This window comes from Shewanella sp. KT0246 (assembly GCF_019654955.1).
Taxonomy (GTDB): domain Bacteria; phylum Pseudomonadota; class Gammaproteobacteria; order Enterobacterales; family Shewanellaceae; genus Shewanella; species Shewanella goraebulensis.
Genome location: NZ_BPEV01000021.1, coordinates 64,668 through 83,022 on the forward strand (window position 1 = coordinate 64,668; position 18,355 = coordinate 83,022).

The 18,355-nt window shown below is 39.6% G+C and carries 15 protein-coding genes; 7 read left to right on the plus strand and 8 right to left on the minus strand.

What is annotated here, in order from left to right; genetic code table 11:
* Positions 1-371 precede the first annotated feature (371 nt).
* The 6 genes from K5Q58_RS12160 (at position 372) to K5Q58_RS12185 (ending at position 11,029) form a co-directional block, all read left to right on the plus strand.
* The gene (locus tag K5Q58_RS12160; protein WP_259651331.1) at positions 372-1,946 is read left to right on the plus strand and encodes a methyl-accepting chemotaxis protein; all 1,575 of its coding nucleotides are present in this window, start codon (positions 372-374) and stop codon (positions 1,944-1,946) included.
* A gap of 68 nt (positions 1,947-2,014) precedes the next feature.
* Positions 2,015-3,217: an outer membrane protein gene (locus tag K5Q58_RS12165; protein ID WP_220754201.1), complete on the plus strand. Its 1,203-nt coding sequence runs from the start codon at positions 2,015-2,017 to the stop codon at positions 3,215-3,217.
* Between the two features lie 11 nt (positions 3,218-3,228).
* Positions 3,229-3,624 carry a phosphate ABC transporter substrate-binding protein gene (locus K5Q58_RS12170; RefSeq protein ID WP_220754202.1) on the plus strand — a complete coding sequence of 132 codons (396 nt, stop codon included), beginning with the start codon at positions 3,229-3,231 and terminating at the stop codon, positions 3,622-3,624.
* 263 nt (positions 3,625-3,887) lie between these two features.
* Positions 3,888-6,068, plus strand: coding sequence for a M3 family metallopeptidase (locus K5Q58_RS12175; RefSeq protein ID WP_220754203.1), 2,181 nt, complete (start codon positions 3,888-3,890; stop codon positions 6,066-6,068).
* A 292-nt stretch (positions 6,069-6,360) separates the two neighbouring features.
* Positions 6,361-8,439 carry a bifunctional 2',3'-cyclic-nucleotide 2'-phosphodiesterase/3'-nucleotidase gene (locus K5Q58_RS12180; protein WP_220754204.1) on the plus strand — a complete coding sequence of 693 codons (2,079 nt, stop codon included), beginning with the start codon at positions 6,361-6,363 and terminating at the stop codon, positions 8,437-8,439.
* Between the two features lie 532 nt (positions 8,440-8,971).
* Positions 8,972-11,029 (plus strand): bifunctional 2',3'-cyclic-nucleotide 2'-phosphodiesterase/3'-nucleotidase, encoded by a 2,058-nt coding sequence (locus K5Q58_RS12185; RefSeq protein WP_220754205.1) that lies wholly within the window; start codon positions 8,972-8,974, stop codon positions 11,027-11,029.
* A gap of 82 nt (positions 11,030-11,111) precedes the next feature.
* Here K5Q58_RS12185 and K5Q58_RS12190 read toward each other — a convergent pair whose 3' ends face one another.
* Both K5Q58_RS12190 and cobB read right to left on the minus strand, forming a co-directional pair.
* Positions 11,112-11,564, minus strand: coding sequence for an ATP-binding protein (locus K5Q58_RS12190; protein ID WP_220754218.1), 453 nt, complete (start codon positions 11,562-11,564; stop codon positions 11,112-11,114).
* Between the two features lie 67 nt (positions 11,565-11,631).
* Positions 11,632-12,390 carry a Sir2 family NAD+-dependent deacetylase gene (cobB, locus tag K5Q58_RS12195; protein WP_220754206.1) on the minus strand — a complete coding sequence of 253 codons (759 nt, stop codon included), beginning with the start codon at positions 12,388-12,390 and terminating at the stop codon, positions 11,632-11,634.
* Between the two features lie 343 nt (positions 12,391-12,733).
* Between cobB and fur the strand changes: the two genes are divergently transcribed.
* Positions 12,734-13,165 carry a ferric iron uptake transcriptional regulator gene (fur, locus tag K5Q58_RS12200; RefSeq protein WP_220754207.1) on the plus strand — a complete coding sequence of 144 codons (432 nt, stop codon included), beginning with the start codon at positions 12,734-12,736 and terminating at the stop codon, positions 13,163-13,165.
* Between the two features lie 80 nt (positions 13,166-13,245).
* On the opposite strand, the gene K5Q58_RS21160 is transcribed toward fur, so the two are convergent.
* The 6 genes from K5Q58_RS21160 to odhB all read right to left on the minus strand — a co-directional run bounded on the left by K5Q58_RS21160 (position 13,246) and on the right by odhB (position 18,347).
* Complete coding sequence (locus K5Q58_RS21160) at positions 13,246-13,371, minus strand: hypothetical protein (RefSeq protein WP_259651332.1); 126 nt, start codon at positions 13,369-13,371, stop codon at positions 13,246-13,248.
* Positions 13,372-13,389: 18 nt separating this feature from the next.
* Entirely contained in the window at positions 13,390-14,160 is a 771-nt protein-coding gene (locus K5Q58_RS12205; protein ID WP_220754208.1) for a putative porin, read from the minus strand.
* Positions 14,161-14,319: 159 nt separating this feature from the next.
* Positions 14,320-14,850 (minus strand): GNAT family N-acetyltransferase, encoded by a 531-nt coding sequence (locus tag K5Q58_RS12210; RefSeq protein WP_259651333.1) that lies wholly within the window; start codon positions 14,848-14,850, stop codon positions 14,320-14,322.
* Between the two features lie 189 nt (positions 14,851-15,039).
* Positions 15,040-15,912, minus strand: coding sequence for a succinate--CoA ligase subunit alpha (sucD, locus tag K5Q58_RS12215; protein ID WP_220754209.1), 873 nt, complete (start codon positions 15,910-15,912; stop codon positions 15,040-15,042).
* A complete protein-coding gene (gene sucC, locus K5Q58_RS12220; RefSeq protein ID WP_220754210.1) occupies positions 15,912-17,078 on the minus strand; it encodes an ADP-forming succinate--CoA ligase subunit beta in 1,167 nt (388 codons plus the stop codon). Before sucC ends, sucD begins: the two co-directional genes overlap by 1 nt.
* Positions 17,079-17,156: 78 nt before the next feature.
* The gene (gene odhB, locus K5Q58_RS12225) at positions 17,157-18,347 is read right to left on the minus strand and encodes a 2-oxoglutarate dehydrogenase complex dihydrolipoyllysine-residue succinyltransferase (RefSeq protein WP_220754211.1); all 1,191 of its coding nucleotides are present in this window, start codon (positions 18,345-18,347) and stop codon (positions 17,157-17,159) included.
* Positions 18,348-18,355 lie beyond the last annotated feature (8 nt).

The window sequence follows — 18,355 nt, forward strand, 5'->3', positions numbered from 1 at the left end:
CGATAGTGTTATTGCCAGAACAGACTTGTTAACGATCGATAACTTAAACTTAGCACTTGTTAATGTTGCATTGACTAATGAATAACACCCGTTAACAAGAGGTTAAGGTTAAACAAACAAAAAATAGACTTTACACTTTGTTAACTTTTATATTGCACGTTTATATACTGCTTTATCTCATAAATTATCAATTTATAAGTAATTAATTTATAAACAATTAAATAACTTACTAAGAAGATGGGAATTGTCGCAATAGAAATGACAATAAATTAACGCAAAAAAGAAAAACTCGATTCTCGAAAACAGAACCTAAAAACAGGCCCAACTTGATGAAGTTAAACAGCTTAAAAATAAAGCACCGGATCGCTTTATTGACAGTCGTTGCAATTTCTTCGTTTGTTATTTCACTTGTAATTAACAATCAAAGCGTGCAACAAAATGCTGAACGTTTAAATGGACTTCAATCACAACTTTACCCAGTATTAAATTTTGCCACTATTAACGATGGCTTGTTATTGCAATTAAACCAGAATATTCAATCCGCAGTAACAACTGGTGAAGAAGAATCATTGATCACTGCTGAAAATATGGTTAACCAAATTAATAGTAATCTAAATACTATTAAGGGTTTATTACCTCATGAAGCTAATGATGCCAATAATATGCAACGCGATTTGGCCACTTATCATGACAATGCCAAAACTTTGGTTGCTGAGTTTTTAAAAGATGATGTCGACTTTAACAAGATCACAAACCAGGCTTCTAAAAATGCCAAGCGATTTGAATCACTAACAGCGGTTTTTGCTAAAAAACAGCAAGATTACTCCGATGCTTTCACAACGAGTATTAGCACGACTTTAGCAAGTTCAGATAATGCGGCATCATTGATGTTGATTATCGGTGTTATCGCTTCACTATTTTTAGTGGTCGTTGGCGTATTAGTGAACCGTTCAATCATTGTTACCATTCAGGATGTCACCCATTCATTACAGAATATATCAGAAGGTGAAGGCGATCTTCGTTCTCGGATTGAATATAACGGTAAAGATGAAATCGCGACGCTCGTACATTGGTTCAACCAGTTTGTATCGAAATTACAAGTCTCGATTGCCGACACTAAACAAACCACAGACAGTTTAAGTGCTGTATCTCACACGTTATTAGAAAGCTGTAAAAACAGTGAAAACACCGTTATCGAGCAAAACGAGTCCGTTGAACAAATCTCTAATGCCATGCGTGAAATGTTTATCAGTGTTGCACATATTGCTGAGTATGCCGCTAATGCTGCATCTGAAGCTGACAACGCAAATGATGAAGCTAAACAAGGGCAAGAGGTTGTGTCTCAAGCCATCACTACCATTAATAAATTAGCAGAAGAAGTACAAACAACTGCTGTTGTGGTGAATCAACTCGAGGCGTTCACCAGTAACGTCAACGATATTCTCGATACCATTCGTGGTATTGCAGATCAAACCAATTTACTTGCCTTGAATGCAGCAATTGAAGCAGCTCGAGCAGGTGAACAAGGAAGAGGCTTTGCCGTGGTGGCCGATGAAGTAAGAACCCTTGCTTCTCGAACACAAGCGTCAACGCAAGAAATTCAACAAGTATTGCAAGAGCTTCGCTCTACTTCAACTCAAGCAGTTGATGCAATGCAACGTGGAATTGAAACCGCTGAAGAAGGTGTCAAAACCACTTCATTAGCCGGAGATGCATTAATCAGTATCACCAATAAAGTGAGTGCGATTACCGTCGTTAACGAACAGATTGCTGCCGCCACTGAAGAACAACATAACACTTCAGAGCTTATCCAGCAGTATGTCGCTGATATTGAAACCAATGCCGCTAAAGTAAAAATGACCACGGATGAAATGGGCGGGATCAGTTATGACATTGAAGGTGTTAGTAAACAGCTTCAAAACATAACAGGTCAATTTAAAGTCTAACAATAATAATATCTTAAGATAAACGAGATTTATCTTGAGTAATGATAAAGATGAACAGGAGTTACACCATGAAATTCAACTTGAAAGCGCTACCCTTAGCTATTTCTGTTGCAATTCTTCCTGCCTATGTTGCAGCTGAAGAAACAAGTGAAGAGAAAATTGCCAAGCTTGAACAACAAGTGCAATCACTTCAAGCAAGTCAAAATGCAAGCTTAACAGAACGTTTTAGCTTCAACGGCTTCATGACTGGTGCATATATCAGCTCTGACAATAACACTGGTTATGCAGGTGCTACTACCTCTGCTAACTTCGATGACGGCAGCAAGTTTGGTCTTCAAGGTACCTTTGCCATTACAGATCAAACTCAAGCCGTAATGCAGCTTATGATGAAAGGCAGCAACGATTGGGAAGTAGAAGCTGAATGGGCTTATATCTCACACCGTTTTGAAAATGGCCTTCAAGCTCGTGCCGGTAAACTTCGTGTACCTTTATTTATGTACTCTGATTACTTAGACGTGGGTTACGCACAACCATTCGTACGCCCACCTTCTGAAGTTTATGACGCAGTGCCATTCACCTCTTACACTGGTGGTGACGCAAGTTACGATGTTGAATTTGATGACTCAACGCTTACATTCCAAGCTTTTGGCGGTCAATCTGAAGAAAGAGGGATTGATATTGGTAATGTAATAGGTGCTAACGTTAACTGGACAGATTTAACCTGGACATTCCGCGCAGTTTACGGGCAAGCAACGCTTGATGGAACTGTGACTCGTCAAACAAATGTTCCAATTGGAAATGACCCAAGCACAGGTTTACCGCTTGAGTCTGAAGTAAATGTAAACATTCTAGAAATCGATGATGCTAAAGGCACTTTCGTTGGTTTTGGTGGTAGTTTTGATAATGGCTCTTTGTTAGCCATTGCTGAATGGACTCGTATCGAAACTGATGAAGAGTACCCAGATTCTGACGCAGGTTATTTAACTCTAGGTTACCGTATCAATGCATTTACACCTTATGTGACTGCATCTTACTACGAAACAAAAGACAATGATGTCCGAACTAACCCAGTACATGCTGCAATTTTTAACGGCGAACGCACTGCCTACAGTGCTGGTGTTCGTTGGGATGCAATGGATAACTTAGCGCTTAAGTTTGATGTAACACATGCCACTGACTTCGGTGACACCTCTGGCGGTTTTGATACCAACATAGCCCAAGAGTTTGATGACACTACAGTTTACACAGTTCAGTTCGACGTTGTATTTTAAGGAGCGATAAAATGAAAAAAGTCCTATCTATTTTAGCGCTTAGCGTGTGTTCAGTTATGTCAGCACAAGCAGCGGTTGTCGTCATTGGTGCACCTGGTGCGGCAGATATTAGCGCATCAGATGCTAAAAAATTATTCTTAGGTAAAGGTTCTAAATCTGCTGTGGTTTATGAACTTGCTGAAGGTAATGCAACACGTTCAGAGTTTCATGGTGCTGTCACAGGCAAATCTGATTCACAACTGAAAGCATTTTGGTCAAAGCAGGTATTTACAGGTAAAGGAAATCCACCAGCAACAGTAAATGATGCCGCGGGGATGAAATCAGCAGTAGCTTCAAACCCTAATGCGATTGGCTACATTGATGAAGCTGATGTCGATGGCAGTGTGAAAGTGATTTTAAAGCCATAAAAACGACTTAACACCATAGTCTTAAATTAAGTTTTAGTGATTGTGTTTTAAGCATTTCAAACTCCCCCCTTCAATTGGAATGCTAAAGGGATCTGATAAATATCAGGTCCCTTTATTTTTTGTTACAAACTAAAACAAGATTGCGACCAAAACTTGATAAACTATTCACAAATCATAATGCAATAATGATAAACAGAAGCTTAAACCGACCATTCGATTAAAAGCTCATTTTTAACCATTCTTATGCAAACAGGGAAATAACTATGAAGGGATTAACCCTCAAACCGCTTGTTTCAGCTATGGCACTCACAGTCATGTTAAGTGCTTGTGCCAATGACAATGTACAAACAAACACGACACAAGCACCAAATGTCGTGGCTAGCAACATCATCGAGCAAAATGCTAATAACCCATTCTTTAAACCATACGGTACTTTTATGGAAATCCCTGATTTCGATAAAATAAAAGATGAACATTATTTACCGGGCTTTAAAGCAGGTATCGCTGCTCAAAAAGCAGAAATAGCGGCCATTGTTGCGAACCCAGAAAAACCAACATTTGAAAATACCATCGAAGCAATGGAGTTTTCAGGTGAATTGGTGACAAAAGTAGCCAGTGTTTTTTATAACTTAACTGGCGCGCATACAAACCCAGCGATTCAAGAAATTTCAAAAGAAGTGTCGCCAATGCTATCAGCAGCAAGCGATGACATTTTATTAAATGATGAGTTGTTTAAGCGTGTTAAAGCCGTTTATTTACAAAAAGACAGCTTAAACCTCAATACAGCTAAAACTAAATTGCTTGAAGACACCTACAAACGTTTTACCCGTGGTGGTGCTAACTTATCAGCTGAAGACAAAGCCACATTACGCTCACTAAACGAGCAAATTGGTAAGCTTAATCTTGAGTTTGGCGATAACTTATTAGCTGAAACCAATGCTTTTGAGCTAGTTATTGATAACAAGGCTGATTTAGCAGGTTTACCACAAGATATTATTGATAGTGCTGCAGCGACTGCCACTAAACGTGGTCATGATGGTAAATGGGTTTTCACAACGCAACGCCCTTCTATCACACCATTTTTAACCTATGCAGAAAATCGCGAACTGCGTGAAACAATATTTAAAGGTTATATCGAACGCGCTAATAACGACAACGCGAATGACAACAAAAAAACCTTAGCGAAAATTGCTTCATTACGTGCAGAAAAAGCTGAATTAATGGGTTACAAAACCCACGCTGATTTTGTATTAGAAGAGCGCACAGCTAAAACACCTGAAAATGTATATGGATTATTAGACAAAGTTTGGCCTGCAGCACTTGCTCAAGCAAATGCTGAAGTTGTCGAAATGCAAAAGCTAATTGACTCACAAGGTGGCGACTTCAAATTAGAAGCATGGGATTGGTGGTATTACTCTGATCAAATCCGTGTTGCTAAATACAGCTTCAATGAGCAACAAACTCGTCCGTACTTCTCACTTGAAACAACCTTAGATGGTGTATTTTATACTGCTAACCGTCTATTTGGCATCACAGTTAAAGAACGTACTGATTTACCCAAATATCACCCAGATGTTAGAACATGGGAAGTCTATGATAAAGATGGTTCATTCTTAGCTGTATTTATGGGTGATTACTACGTACGTGACAGTAAACGTGGTGGCGCTTGGATGAACTCATACCGCCAGCAATACAACATGAATGGCGTTGAATCAAAGCCTATCATTGTAAACGTATTGAACTACCCTCGCCCAACGGGTGATGAGCCAGCACTGCTGACATTTGACGAAGCAAGCACCTTATTCCACGAGTTCGGCCATGCACTACACGGGATTTTGTCTGACGTAGAATATCGCTCACAAGCTGGTACATCAGTACCACGTGACTATGTTGAATTCCCATCACAAGTCATGGAAAACTGGATGACCCAACCTGAAGTATTAGCGCAATTTGCTAAGCACTATCAAACAGGCGAAGTTATCCCGCAAGAGTTAGTCGAAAAAATCCAAGCAGCAAGTAAATTTAACCAAGGTTTTGCGACAGTTGAATATATGGCAGCAACAAAACTGGATTTAGATTGGCACACATTAACTGATAACACTGTACGTGATGCAGCAAAATTTGAAGCTGAATCATTAGCTAATATGGGGCTGATTAAAGAAATTGCACCACGTTACCGTAGTACGTATTTCTCGCACATTTTCGCGGGCGGCTACTCAGCGGGTTACTACAGTTACCTTTGGTCAGATATCTTAGGCGCAGATGCATTTGAAGCGTTTAAAGAAAATGGTATTTTCGACCCAGCAACGGCACAAGCCTTCAGAGATAATATTCTGTCTAAAGGTGGTAGCGCCGATCCTATGCAACTTTACCGTCAATTCCGTGGTAAAGATGCGGGTATTGAGCCATTGTTAAGAAGCCGTGGCTTATTAGAAGATAAGTAATTTATCTCAACCTTTAAAAGGCGCTTCGGCGCCTTTTTTATTGTCTTAATTATTTTTCTTTTAACCCTGCCCTACAATATTAAACTCTGTAAGCCATTAAAATTCCGAGTATTAACTTAGTAAAATAGACGTTCCTATTTTCAATCGAGATAGTTAATTTTATTTTGGCTAAATTATCATTCTGTAATTAACTTTGTATATAATTCCTTGCGATTAATAAAAACAAAAATGAAATTAATCAACATAATAAGAGCACTAAAAGTATGCTCTGGGGTCAAGTAAGAGAGAAACTATGTTAGAAAAAAACTTTTTAGCCGTTGTTATCGCTAGCTCACTAACGCTGGGTGGATGCAACTCATCTGATGAAATTAAATCAGCTGTAGCAGTCGAATTGCGCATCATGGAAACCAGTGATCTCCATGCCAATATCATGGATTACAATTATTATACGAGCCGAGTCGATAACACCATTGGCTTAGCAAGAACCGCTTCCCTGATAAAACAAGCACGCCTTGAAGTTAAAAACAGTGTGTTAGTCGATAACGGTGACTTACTCCAAGGCAGCCCTATGGGGGATTATATTGCGCATACTTTCCAAGCAAATAATCAACTAATCGATACTCACCCTGCTTATAAAGCCATGAATACTCTCGACTATGCTGTGGGTAATATTGGTAATCATGAGTTTAACTATGGTTTAGACTTTTTAGATCAAGCAACAGCAGCAGCCAACTTTCCTTATATAAGCGCCAATGTTTATTGTGAGATTGATAATTGCTTTAGAGACGTCAAAGCTGGTGAACCTTTATTTAAGCCTTATATCATTACAGAACAGGAAGTTATTGATAATCAGGGCGCTAAGCACACCATCAAAATAGGCTACATAGGTTTTGTACCACCACAAATTAAAGTATGGGATAAACAAAATTTAGACGGTAAAGTTATCGCTAAAGGTATTGTCGAATCAGCAGAACGTTACGTACCTAAAATGAAAGCTCAAGGCGCAGACGTCATTATCGCGATTCCACACTCAGGCATTGGCTCATCAGAAAATCCAGGTAACATGAATGCTGAAAACGCCACTTGGGCATTAACCACGGTTGCAGGCATTGATGCCATCATGTTTGGTCACAGCCACTCTGTTTTCCCAAGTGCACAGTTTTCTGATGTCGCTAAAGTCAATATTGAAACAGGCACGATTAATGGTGTCGCCGCTGTGATGCCAGGCCGTTGGGGAGATAATTTAGGTATTATCGATTTAACATTACGCCAAGAGGAAGGTAAATGGCGAGTATCCAACAGCTTGTCACAGGCTCGCCCTATTTTTATAAAAGAGACCGATAAAGTAGCAGGGTTCTCTGTCAATCCAGACAAAGAGATCCATACAAAGGTTGCTTCAGACCATCAAGCCACACTCGACTATGTTAATGCCCCAATAGGCAAATCATCTGCGGATATGTATAGCTTCCTATCTTTAGTGCAAGACGATCCTACCGTACAAATTGTGTCGAACGCTCAGATAGATGCAGTCACTAAAGCTGCAGCAAAAATTGATACATTAAAACACCTTCCTGTTTTATCCGCAGCTGCGCCATTTAAAGCCGGCGGGCGTCATCGTACAAGTTCTGATGCTGACAGTTATGTACAAGTGGCAGCGGGAGAATTGTCATACAAAAATGCTGCCGACTTATACCTTTATCCCAATACCCTAGTTGCGGTAAAAGTAACAGGTAAACAAGTTAAAGATTGGTTAGAGTGTAGTGCAAATCAGTTCAATCAAATTGATCCAAATTCTGCAGCAAGCCAAAGTTTAATTAATTGGGAAACTCATCGAACATATAACTTTGATGTCATTGATGGCGTTAACTACAAAATTGATGTGACTCAGCCTAATAAATTTGACGGTGATTGCGCTGTGGTCAATGCTGATGCAAATCGAATTGTTGAGTTAAGTTACACAGATGATTCTGGCACTATTTTTAAAGGCGAAGAGTTTGCAAATAAGAGCTTTCTTATTGCGACCAATAACTTTCGAGCATTTGGTAATAAATTTGCCGGTACTGGCGCTGATTATATCGCGATGGAATTACCAGATACTAACAGAGAAGCCTTAACTCAATACATTACACAATTGTCAGAGCTCAATGGTGAAGTGGATCCTAGCGCTAATAATAACTGGCAATTCAAAACAATTGAATCAAACACTAAGCTTGATATTCGTTTTGAAACGCAGGACTCACCGTTAGCAGATGCATTTATTAAACTGAACCAACAGCGTCCTATGACCAAACTTGAAGCTGATAATATAGTTTCTGGTTTCGCGATTTATAGTATCGACTTAAGTAACGACTTAAGTATCGACTTAAATTAATGTGTCAGTAATATGTCAATAATACTTGAAGAAATGTTGGTAAAGATTGACAAAAAGAAGTGCTTAATCAATTAGGTACATATAGTGTTCAAACAAATACTTTTTGAGTACCTATGTGGTATTTAAGCACGACTCAATACTAAAACAGCCCATGATAAACCTACTGGCTGACGACAATGCTCCTATACCTCAGGGGCATTGCCATCAACCCTATTCCTATTACTTCATCACTCAAACGCCGTCTCCATAATTAACACCAACTGCGATTAATATAGTAATTAAGCGATCACTCAAGTTTAAAGTACTGCAACAATGCTTAATAAATATCGAAAACTTCAACTGTTAACACAATTACAGCTTAAATAACTTATCTTTACATTATCGTTCCTAGATCACAACACAGTGATTTATTTTGAATACAATCTACATTGATTAATTTACATTTCATCTCTGTAAATTGCTCACAACAATATGGAGCACAAAAAATAATAAGCTCCGGGGTCAGAAAAAAGCGTTTAAAAGAGAGACTATTATGTTGAACAAAAAGCTTTTAGCAGTTGTTATTGCGGGTGCGTTAGGTATTACTGGTTGTAGCTCATCAGATGACGATGTTAAAACCATTGAAGTTGATTTGCGTATCATGGAAACCAGCGATATCCATGCCAATATCATGGATTATAATTACTATAGTGGTCAAACCGATAAAACTATTGGTTTAGCCCGCACTGCAGCATTAATTCATGAAGCACGTGCAGAAGTCAGTAATAGTGTGTTAGTCGATAATGGTGATTTACTTCAAGGCAGCCCTATGGGCGATTATATTGCTCATGAATTTAAATCGACTAACCAATTAGCCGATACTCACCCAGCTTACAAAGCAATGAATACCCTAAATTATGAAGTGGGTAACATTGGTAATCATGAGTTTAACTACGGTTTAGAATTTTTAGATCAAGCAACAGCAGAATCAAACTTTCCTTATATCAGTGCCAACGTCTATTGTGAAGTTGATGATTGCTTCAGAGAAGTTAAAGCAGGTGAACCATTGTTTGAGCCCTTCATCATAAAAGATCAGCTTGTCGTTGATAAAAATGGTGACGAGCATACGATTCAAATTGGTTACATTGGATTCGTTCCGCCACAAATCAAAATTTGGGACAAACAAAACCTTGACGGCAAAGTCGTTGCACGCGGCATAGTTGAATCAGCAGAGCGTTACGTACCTCAAATGAAGGCCGCTGGAGCAGACGTTATTATCGCGATTCCACATTCAGGCATTGGCTCATCAGAAAACCCAAGTGACATGAATGCAGAAAACGCAACGTGGGCATTAACGACTGTTGAAGGTATTGATGCCATCATGTTTGGCCACAGTCACTCCGTTTTTCCAAGCTCCCAATTTGCTGATGTTGAAAATGTTGATTTAGATAAAGGCACCATTAATGGTGTTGCGGCAGTCATGCCTGGCCGTTGGGGAGATAATTTAGGTGTAGTCGATTTAACGCTAACACAAGAAGATGGTGCTTGGACTGTAGTTAACAGCCAATCGGATGCTCGCCCAATTTTTATAAAAGCGACTGATACGACTGAAGAATTTGCTGTTGAGCCTGATGCAGATATTCACGCTATGGTTGAAATTGAACATAACGCCACCCTTGATTATGTGAATGCGCCAATCGGTAAATCATCTACCGACATGTACAGCTTCCTCTCGCTTGTTCAAGATGATCCAACCGTGCAAATCGTATCAAATGCCCAAATTGATGCTGTAGCAGAAGCAGCCTCAAAGGTTGATGCACTAAAAGGCATTCCAGTTTTATCAGCGTCTGCTCCATTTAAAGCAGGCGGTCGACATAGCACTACATCTGATGCTGATAGTTATGTGCAAGTCCCTGCTGGAGACTTAACTTATAAGAATGCTGCAGATCTTTATCTTTATCCAAATACCATGGTCGCAGTTAAAGTGACAGGTGCTGAAGTTAAAGATTGGCTTGAATGCAGTGCGAATCAATTTAATCAAATTGATCCTACTTCAACTGCCGCTCAAAACTTAATTAATTGGGATACTCATAGAACATATAACTATGATGTCATTGATGGTGTAAGTTATAAAATTGACGTCACTCAGCCTAATAAATTTGACGGTGATTGCGCTGTAGCCAATGCTGATGCAAGTCGTATTGTTGATTTAAGCTATACAGACGCCGATGGCACGACATTTACAGGCGATGAACTAGCAAGCAAAGAATTTATTATTGCTTCGAATAACTACCGTGCATTTGGTGGTAAATTTGCAGGTACGGGCGCTGAGTTTGTTGTAATGGAGCTACCAGATACTAACCGCGAAGCGTTAGCTCAATATATTTCGGAAGAGTCAGAAGCCAATGGTGAAGTAGACCCAAGTGCTGACAACAACTGGGACTTTGTGACAATCGACACGAGTACTAAACTCGATATACGTTTTGAAACTCAAGACAGTGAAACCGCTGATAAGTTTGTTGAAGACTATCAAGTGCGTCCAATGACAAAACGCACAGACTTAACTGATGAGTTTGGATTCGCCATTTATAATATTGATTTGCAAAACTAATACTAAACGCTTGATTCATTTAGTATTGGAGTAAATATTAAAAGGCGCTAATAAGCGCCTTTTTTATTGCCATCTAGCTTAGCTAGTCATCTAGCTCAAATAATTTTGCCATTCGTTTAATTTGACTTAATGGGACTTGATGGCTGTTTCTTTCAACGCACAACTCTTGGTGCTTATAATCTTTAGGCTCGCCAATGAGCACAACTCGAACTTGATAACCTAATGACTTAGCTGCAGCCTCATAAGCCATATATTCCCATTTTGCTACGTTGGTATTATCACAAATGACTAATGGTTCATTATTAGCCATTGCATTGATAAATGCGGTTAAATTAGCTTGATGGTACTGACTAAGCATCTTGGAATTAAATTGGTACTTACCCTGTTTTTCGAAATAACTGTCAGTGGAAAAATAACCATGTTGTTTTACATGCAACGCTTGCTCAATACCGAGCTGCTTAAGGTAATTATTCACCCAAAAAGATTTCCCGCTGCCAGGTAACCCTCGCATAATGATGGCAAGTTTAGCTTGCAGCTTCATAATCTCTCTCTATTTTTACTAAGAAATACCACAACTTCAAGATTATCTATCTTGAATAACATTATGCGGAAATAGCATTCGTTAGTTGCTCAGTAAACGTCTGATTACCCACAGTTTCACCAGATAAAATCGACTCAACTAATTGAGGAACAATATCTCCTGCTTTACCTGTGAAATGATATTGAAATTGACTGTGTCTGTCTGCTTCAACCAAGTTTACTTCAACAGTCTGTGCCCCATGGTGATTAGCACTATCTACAAAACCTGCAGCAGGATAAACAGTACCAGAAGTACCAATTGCGATAAATAAGTCGCAGTTATCCAGTGCATCATGAATTCTATCCATGCCAAAAGGCATTTCACCAAACCAAACAATATGTGGACGTAATCGTTTAGCAGGGATACAACAAGTACAGCAATTGTCTTCACTAAACGGTTCACGTAAAACGAAGGTTTGTAATGATTGTGGGCAACGACCTTTCGACAACTCGCCATGCATATGTAACAAACGCTTTGAACCCGCACGTTCGTGTAAATCATCGACATTTTGAGTAATAACTAATAACTTACCAGGAAACTCAGCTTCTAGTTTCGCTAATGCTTCATGGGCTGCATTGGGTTGCACCTCACCACTATGGAGGTTTTCCCAGCGACTATTATAAAATCTTTCAACTAAATCAACATCCCGAGCATAACCTTCAGGCGTAGCCACATCTTCGATATGATGCTGTTCCCATAACCCATCTTGATCGCGAAAGGTCTTAATCCCAGACTCAGCTGAAATACCTGCGCCGGTTAAGACAACAATCTGCTGATACATACTGATTTCCTTATTTTTATTATATTAAGCCAGTTGTCGATACCATAACATCTAGCCCCTATCTTCGTCTTTATCTTCGAGACTAACCCTAAAACCCAACAAGTCACCTCTATAAGCTTAATAGTGATATAAATAGCTAATACTCTCAATAATCCCTTAGTATAAGTAAGACTATTGTCCATTTATTAACTTAACAGATTGTTTTATTGAGATGATGAAAGAAAATTCACTGTTAAATGCCGATAAACCTCGATGAAAGGTTCCAGTTTGGTATTACACCACATATAATGATCTTAACTATCCACGGACGAACCTTTAAGGTTCTGCAATCAAGAGATTAGCGATGACAGATGGAAATCAAGCACTCAAAAAAGCGGGATTAAAAATTACCCTCCCACGAGTCAAAATTCTAGAATTGATGCAAGCCCCTGAAAACCAACATATCAGTGCTGAAGATTTATACAAAAAATTACTCGATATTGGGGAAGAAATCGGCTTGGCAACTGTCTACCGTGTATTAAACCAATTTGACGATGCTGGTATTCTAAACCGTCACCACTTTGAAAGTGGTAAGGCCGTTTTTGAAATGTCGACTCAAAAGCATCATGATCACTTAGTTTGCTTAACCTGTGACAAGGTTATTGAATTCTCTGATGAAGTAATTGAGCGCCGTCAAGATGAAATCGCTATGCGTCATAATATTAAGCTGACTCATCACAGTTTATATCTATATGGTCACTGCACTAATGATGAGTGTGATCACGCAGACGAATAGCTTTATTGTTTTAGTTAATTAACTTTAACAAATAAAAAGCCAGCATTTAGCTGGCTTTTTATTATAATTAAATGAGTAGCTTAAAAACGGCCATTCACGCCGATACTATAAGAGAAACCATCAATATCAGAATCCAGTTCTTTAGCTGCGCTAAAGACTGCTGCGATAGTGTCTGTTATTGGTAAATAGTAATCCGAGCTTAACAACCAACTGTCGTTGCCACTCTAATCAAAATCATAAAAGTAGCTAGCTCCAACAGACCAAGAGTTTGTGATATACCAATCTGCGTCAACCATAGCAGTAGAGTGATTATCACTATAAGAACCAGCTGAGGTGAATTCTGGCATGTCAAAAATACTATCAACAGTATAATCACTATAAGTATATCTACCGCTCAAAAATAGTCCTTCAGTCCAATCAAATTGAATGTAGGTATCTGCACCTAAGGTAATGTTATCTTGTTCAGTATCAGACTTTCTAAACCCACCTGAGTCACTGATTTCATAGCCACCTGAACTACGAACATACTCTAGATAAAAAGAACTTGATGAGTTGAAGTAATACCCTAATGCAGCCCCATATATGTCACTGTCAAAACCAGTATCCGCTTCAAAATTAGCGTATTGCGCTTTTATAAACCACTTTGAATCAAATACATATTCTCCAGAAATATCATATTGGTCGAAATCATTACCGATACCTGAATAATGGCCGCCGATATTAGATGTTTGACCAAGGTAGTCCGCTAAAAGATATGGTTTATTGGCATCGCTAATTGGCGAAAAATGGTAACGGTAATCAACTTTGAATGTACCGTCAGAACTGCTTTCAGTTTGATCATAATAGGTAACATTACCATCATGTTGGTATTCATCTGCCATCACTGATGTAGATAACGAAGAAAATACGGTAAGAGTGGCTAAATATAAACCTTTTTGAATCATGTTTGTTCCTTGTTTAAATAACAAGAAAGAGCCATAGAAGATAATATCCATATCTTTATTCCTACATCGCAATGTTGCGATCGACTCTTTCCTTAGAGATTTTGGGGATTTTGCTTCTAAGGCAAAGATAGAAAAACAATATCTATCTTTGCTTAGAAGATTCTAAACTAACGAAATGTAAATAAAATTGCAATCAGATAGGTTGATGATTTATAGCATTCTTTGATACACATTCACCTTATGGCCTTTGTATTCGTTTTGTTCATACAACGACATACCATTGTTTGCTGCTACTTTTTCTGAGCCTACATTGCCATGTAAAATGAGGGCGATAACTTCTTCTATATCGAACATCGGTTTCAAAGTTTCCATCACAGCTTTGGCAGCTTCAGTACCTATCCCTTTGCCCCAATACTCAGGAAGATAACGATAACCCAGTTCCACTTTGTCGTATTCGGGAATGTATTTAGGCCCACAAAAACCTATCACTTTTTTGTCAGCTTTATGATACACCGCCCAGCGTCCAAAACCTTTATCGTTATAATCCGCTTGTATCACCTCTTTAAAAACGTGTTCAGCCTCTAATAGACTTTTTAACGGCGATTGTGGAATGTAAGTCAGCACATCAGGATTACTATTCATTAATAAAATAGCTTCTATATCGTGTTGATTAAATGGACGAATGAGTAGACGTTGTGTTTCTGCAATTACAGCGGGGATCACAGGGGTTATATGAGACACGATTATCCTTAACCTTTATTATTCTGAATTGTTGTGGGCTAACTACATGTTTAACTTTAGCAAAATAACCTTATCAAGATTTGACGATTTATCAATAACCACATAATAAAATGAATAATATTTCATCATCAACCATTTATTGACCAACAAAAAAGGCGCCGAAGCGCCTTTTGTAACACTTGCTAGTATTTACCAGCCAGTTTTTGTACGTAGTGCTTTACCGATATCAGCTAAAGAACGAACTGTGCTTACGCCAGCCGCTTCTAATGCTGCGAATTTATCTTCAGCAGTACCTTTACCACCAGCGATAATTGCGCCAGCATGACCCATACGCTTACCTTCTGGTGCAGTTACACCAGCAATGTAAGAAACAACAGGTTTAGTAACGTTAGCTTTGATGTATTCAGCTGCTTCTTCTTCAGCAGTACCACCAATTTCACCAATCATTACGATTGCTTCAGTTTGTGGATCGTTTTGGAACATTTCCAATACGTCGATGAAGTTAGTACCAGGAATTGGGTCACCACCAATACCAACACAAGTTGATTGGCCGAAACCTTCATCGGTTGTTTGCTTAACAGCTTCGTATGTTAGGGTACCAGAGCGTGAAACAATACCGACTTTACCAGGCTTATGGATGTGACCAGGCATGATACCAATCTTACACTCACCAGGAGTGATAACACCTGGACAGTTAGGACCGATCATACGAACGCCAGTTTCTTCAAGCTTAACTTTAACTTGAAGCATGTCTAACGTAGGGATACCTTCAGTGATACAAACGATTAGCTCAATGCCACCGTCAATCGCTTCGAAGATAGCATCTTTACAGAAAGGAGCTGGTACATAGATAACAGAAGCAGTAGCACCTGTTTCAGCAACAGCATCTTTAACTGTGTTAAAGACTGGAAGATCTAAATGAACTTGACCGCCTTTACCAGGAGATACACCACCAACCATTTTAGTACCGTAAGCAATTGCTTGCTCAGAATGGAAAGTACCTTGGCCGCCAGTGAAACCTTGACAGATAACTTTAGTATCTTTGTTAATTAATACAGACATTATTTGTCCTCCGCAGCTTTAACAACTTGCTCAGCTGCGTCAGTTAGACTTGTAGCTGCAATGATATCAAGATCTGAGTTAGCTAGAACTTCACGACCTAATTCAGCGTTAGTACCTTCAAGACGAACAACAACAGGCACTTGAACACCGACTTCTTTAACTGCACCGATAATACCTTCAGCAATCATGTCACAACGTACGATGCCACCGAAAATGTTAACCAATACTGCTTTAACATTTGAATCAGAAAGAATGATTTTAAATGCTTCAGCAACACGTTCTTTAGTTGCTCCGCCGCCAACGTCTAAGAAGTTAGCTGGCTTGCCGCCGTGTAGGTTTACGATGTCCATAGTACCCATCGCTAGGCCTGCACCGTTAACCATACAACCAACGTTTCCGTCTAGTGCAACGTAGTTAAGTTCGAACTTAGCTGCGTGCGCTTCACGTGCATCATCTTGTGATGGATCATGCATTTCACGGATTTTTGGTTGACGGAATAAAGCATTACCATCGATACCAATTTTGCCATCAAGACAGTGAATATTGCCTTCGTCAGTGATAACAAGTGGATTGATTTCAAGTAAAGCGAAATCATGGTCTTCAAACATTTTTGCTAAGCCCATGAACACTTTAGTGAACTGCTTCATTTGAGTTGGGTTTAAACCTAACTTGAAGCCAAGATCACGTGCTTGGTATGGCTGAGGACCCGCTAATGGATCGATGATTGCTTTGTGAATTAACTCAGGAGTTTCTTCAGCAACAGTTTCAATCTCAACGCCACCTTCAGTTGAAGCCATGAATACAACACGACGTGTTGCACGGTCAACAACTGCACCAAGGTATAATTCGTTTGCGATATCAGTACAGCTTTCAACTAAGATTTTAGCAACCGGCTGACCTTTCTCGTCAGTTTGATAAGTGACTAAGTTCTTACCTAACCAGTTTTCAGCAAATGCTCTGATTTCTTCTTTATCGCCGGTAACTTTAACGCCACCAGCTTTACCACGGCCGCCTGCGTGTACTTGACACTTAACAACCCACATATTACCGCCAATGTGACCAGCAGCTTCTACCGCTTCTTGGGCTGTATCGCAAGCGAAGCCTTCTGAAACTGGTAAACCATATTCGGCAAATAAGGATTTTGCCTGATACTCATGCAAATTCATGATGATCTATCCATATACTTCTTAAAAAATCCTACTGGCTCGTTTGAGCCAGCTACGAGGGTACTGTCTAGTTGACTCTTATAGGTCAAGCAATAGACGTGTTGGGTCTTCAAGGAAGTCTTTAATAGCAACCAAGAATCCAACTGACTCACGGCCATCAACAATACGATGGTCGTAAGATAATGCTAGGTACATCATAGGTTGAATAACAACCTCACCGTTCACTGCCATTGGGCGATCTTTAATAGCATGCATGCCTAAGATTGCGCTTTGAGGAAGGTTTAAAATTGGGGTCGACATCAATGAACCGAAAACACCGCCATTAGTCACTGTGAAGTTACCGCCAGTCATATCATCAACAGATAATTTACCGTCACGGCCTTTAAGCGCTAATTCGCGAACATTTTTTTCGATTTCAGCAAGGCTCATAGTATCTGTGTCACGTAATACTGGCGTTACCAAACCTCGTGGAGTTGATACTGCAATGCTCACATCAAAGTAGTTGTGATAAACAATTTCATCGCCATCAATTGAAGCGTTAACTTCTGGGAAACGCTTAAGCGCTTCAGTTACAGCTTTAACGTAGAAAGACATGAAGCCTAAACGGATTCCGTGGCGCTTTTCAAAGATTTCTTGATACTGCTTACGAATATCCATAATTGGCTGCATGTTAACTTCGTTAAACGTCGTTAGCATTGCAGTCGAGTTTTTAGCTTCAAGTAAACGATTAGCAATTGTTTTGCGTAAACGTGTCATAGGAACACGTTTTTGGCTGCGACCTTCAAGCGGTGCAACTGGTGCAGGTGCTGCAGCAGGTTTGGCAGCAGGCGCTGACTTAACAAATGCTTCAACGTCTTCTTTAGTGATACGTCCACCAACACCTGTGCCTTTAATGGCTGCTGCATCAAGGTTGTGCTCAGCAATTAAACGACGAACCGATGGGCTTAACGCGTCATTTGACTCATCAGATTCAGCAGCGACTGGACTAGCAGCTTCTGCTTCAGCTTTAGTGACTTCTTGGCCTGAAACAGCACCAGCAACAAAGTTAGCAATAACTTGTTCGCCAAGAACGGTTTCACCGTCTGGGAATAGTATTTCACTTAGAGATCCATCTTCTGGCGCAACAACTTCTAGAACCACTTTATCAGTTTCAATATCAACTAGATTTTGGTCACGAGAAACCTGTTCTCCAGGTTGCACATGCCATGTCGCGATAGTCGCATCAGCAACTGATTCTGGCAAAACGGGTACCTTAATTTCGATACTCATGGAAAGCT

Coding starts and splice junctions, on each gene's coding strand:
- K5Q58_RS12165 (WP_220754201.1), top strand. CDS start 2,015: ATGAAATTCAACTTGAAAGCGCTACCCTTAGCTATTTCTGTTGCAATT.
- K5Q58_RS12170 (WP_220754202.1), top strand. CDS start 3,229: ATGAAAAAAGTCCTATCTATTTTAGCGCTTAGCGTGTGTTCAGTTATG.
- K5Q58_RS12175 (WP_220754203.1), top strand. CDS start 3,888: ATGAAGGGATTAACCCTCAAACCGCTTGTTTCAGCTATGGCACTCACA.
- K5Q58_RS12180 (WP_220754204.1), top strand. CDS start 6,361: ATGTTAGAAAAAAACTTTTTAGCCGTTGTTATCGCTAGCTCACTAACG.
- K5Q58_RS12185 (WP_220754205.1), top strand. CDS start 8,972: ATGTTGAACAAAAAGCTTTTAGCAGTTGTTATTGCGGGTGCGTTAGGT.
- cobB (WP_220754206.1), bottom strand. CDS start 12,390: ATGTATCAGCAGATTGTTGTCTTAACCGGCGCAGGTATTTCAGCTGAG.
- fur (WP_220754207.1), top strand. CDS start 12,734: ATGACAGATGGAAATCAAGCACTCAAAAAAGCGGGATTAAAAATTACC.
- K5Q58_RS12205 (WP_220754208.1), bottom strand. CDS start 14,160: ATGGATATTATCTTCTATGGCTCTTTCTTGTTATTTAAACAAGGAACA.
- sucD (WP_220754209.1), bottom strand. CDS start 15,912: ATGTCTGTATTAATTAACAAAGATACTAAAGTTATCTGTCAAGGTTTC.
- sucC (WP_220754210.1), bottom strand. CDS start 17,078: ATGAATTTGCATGAGTATCAGGCAAAATCCTTATTTGCCGAATATGGT.
- odhB (WP_220754211.1), bottom strand. CDS start 18,347: ATGAGTATCGAAATTAAGGTACCCGTTTTGCCAGAATCAGTTGCTGAT.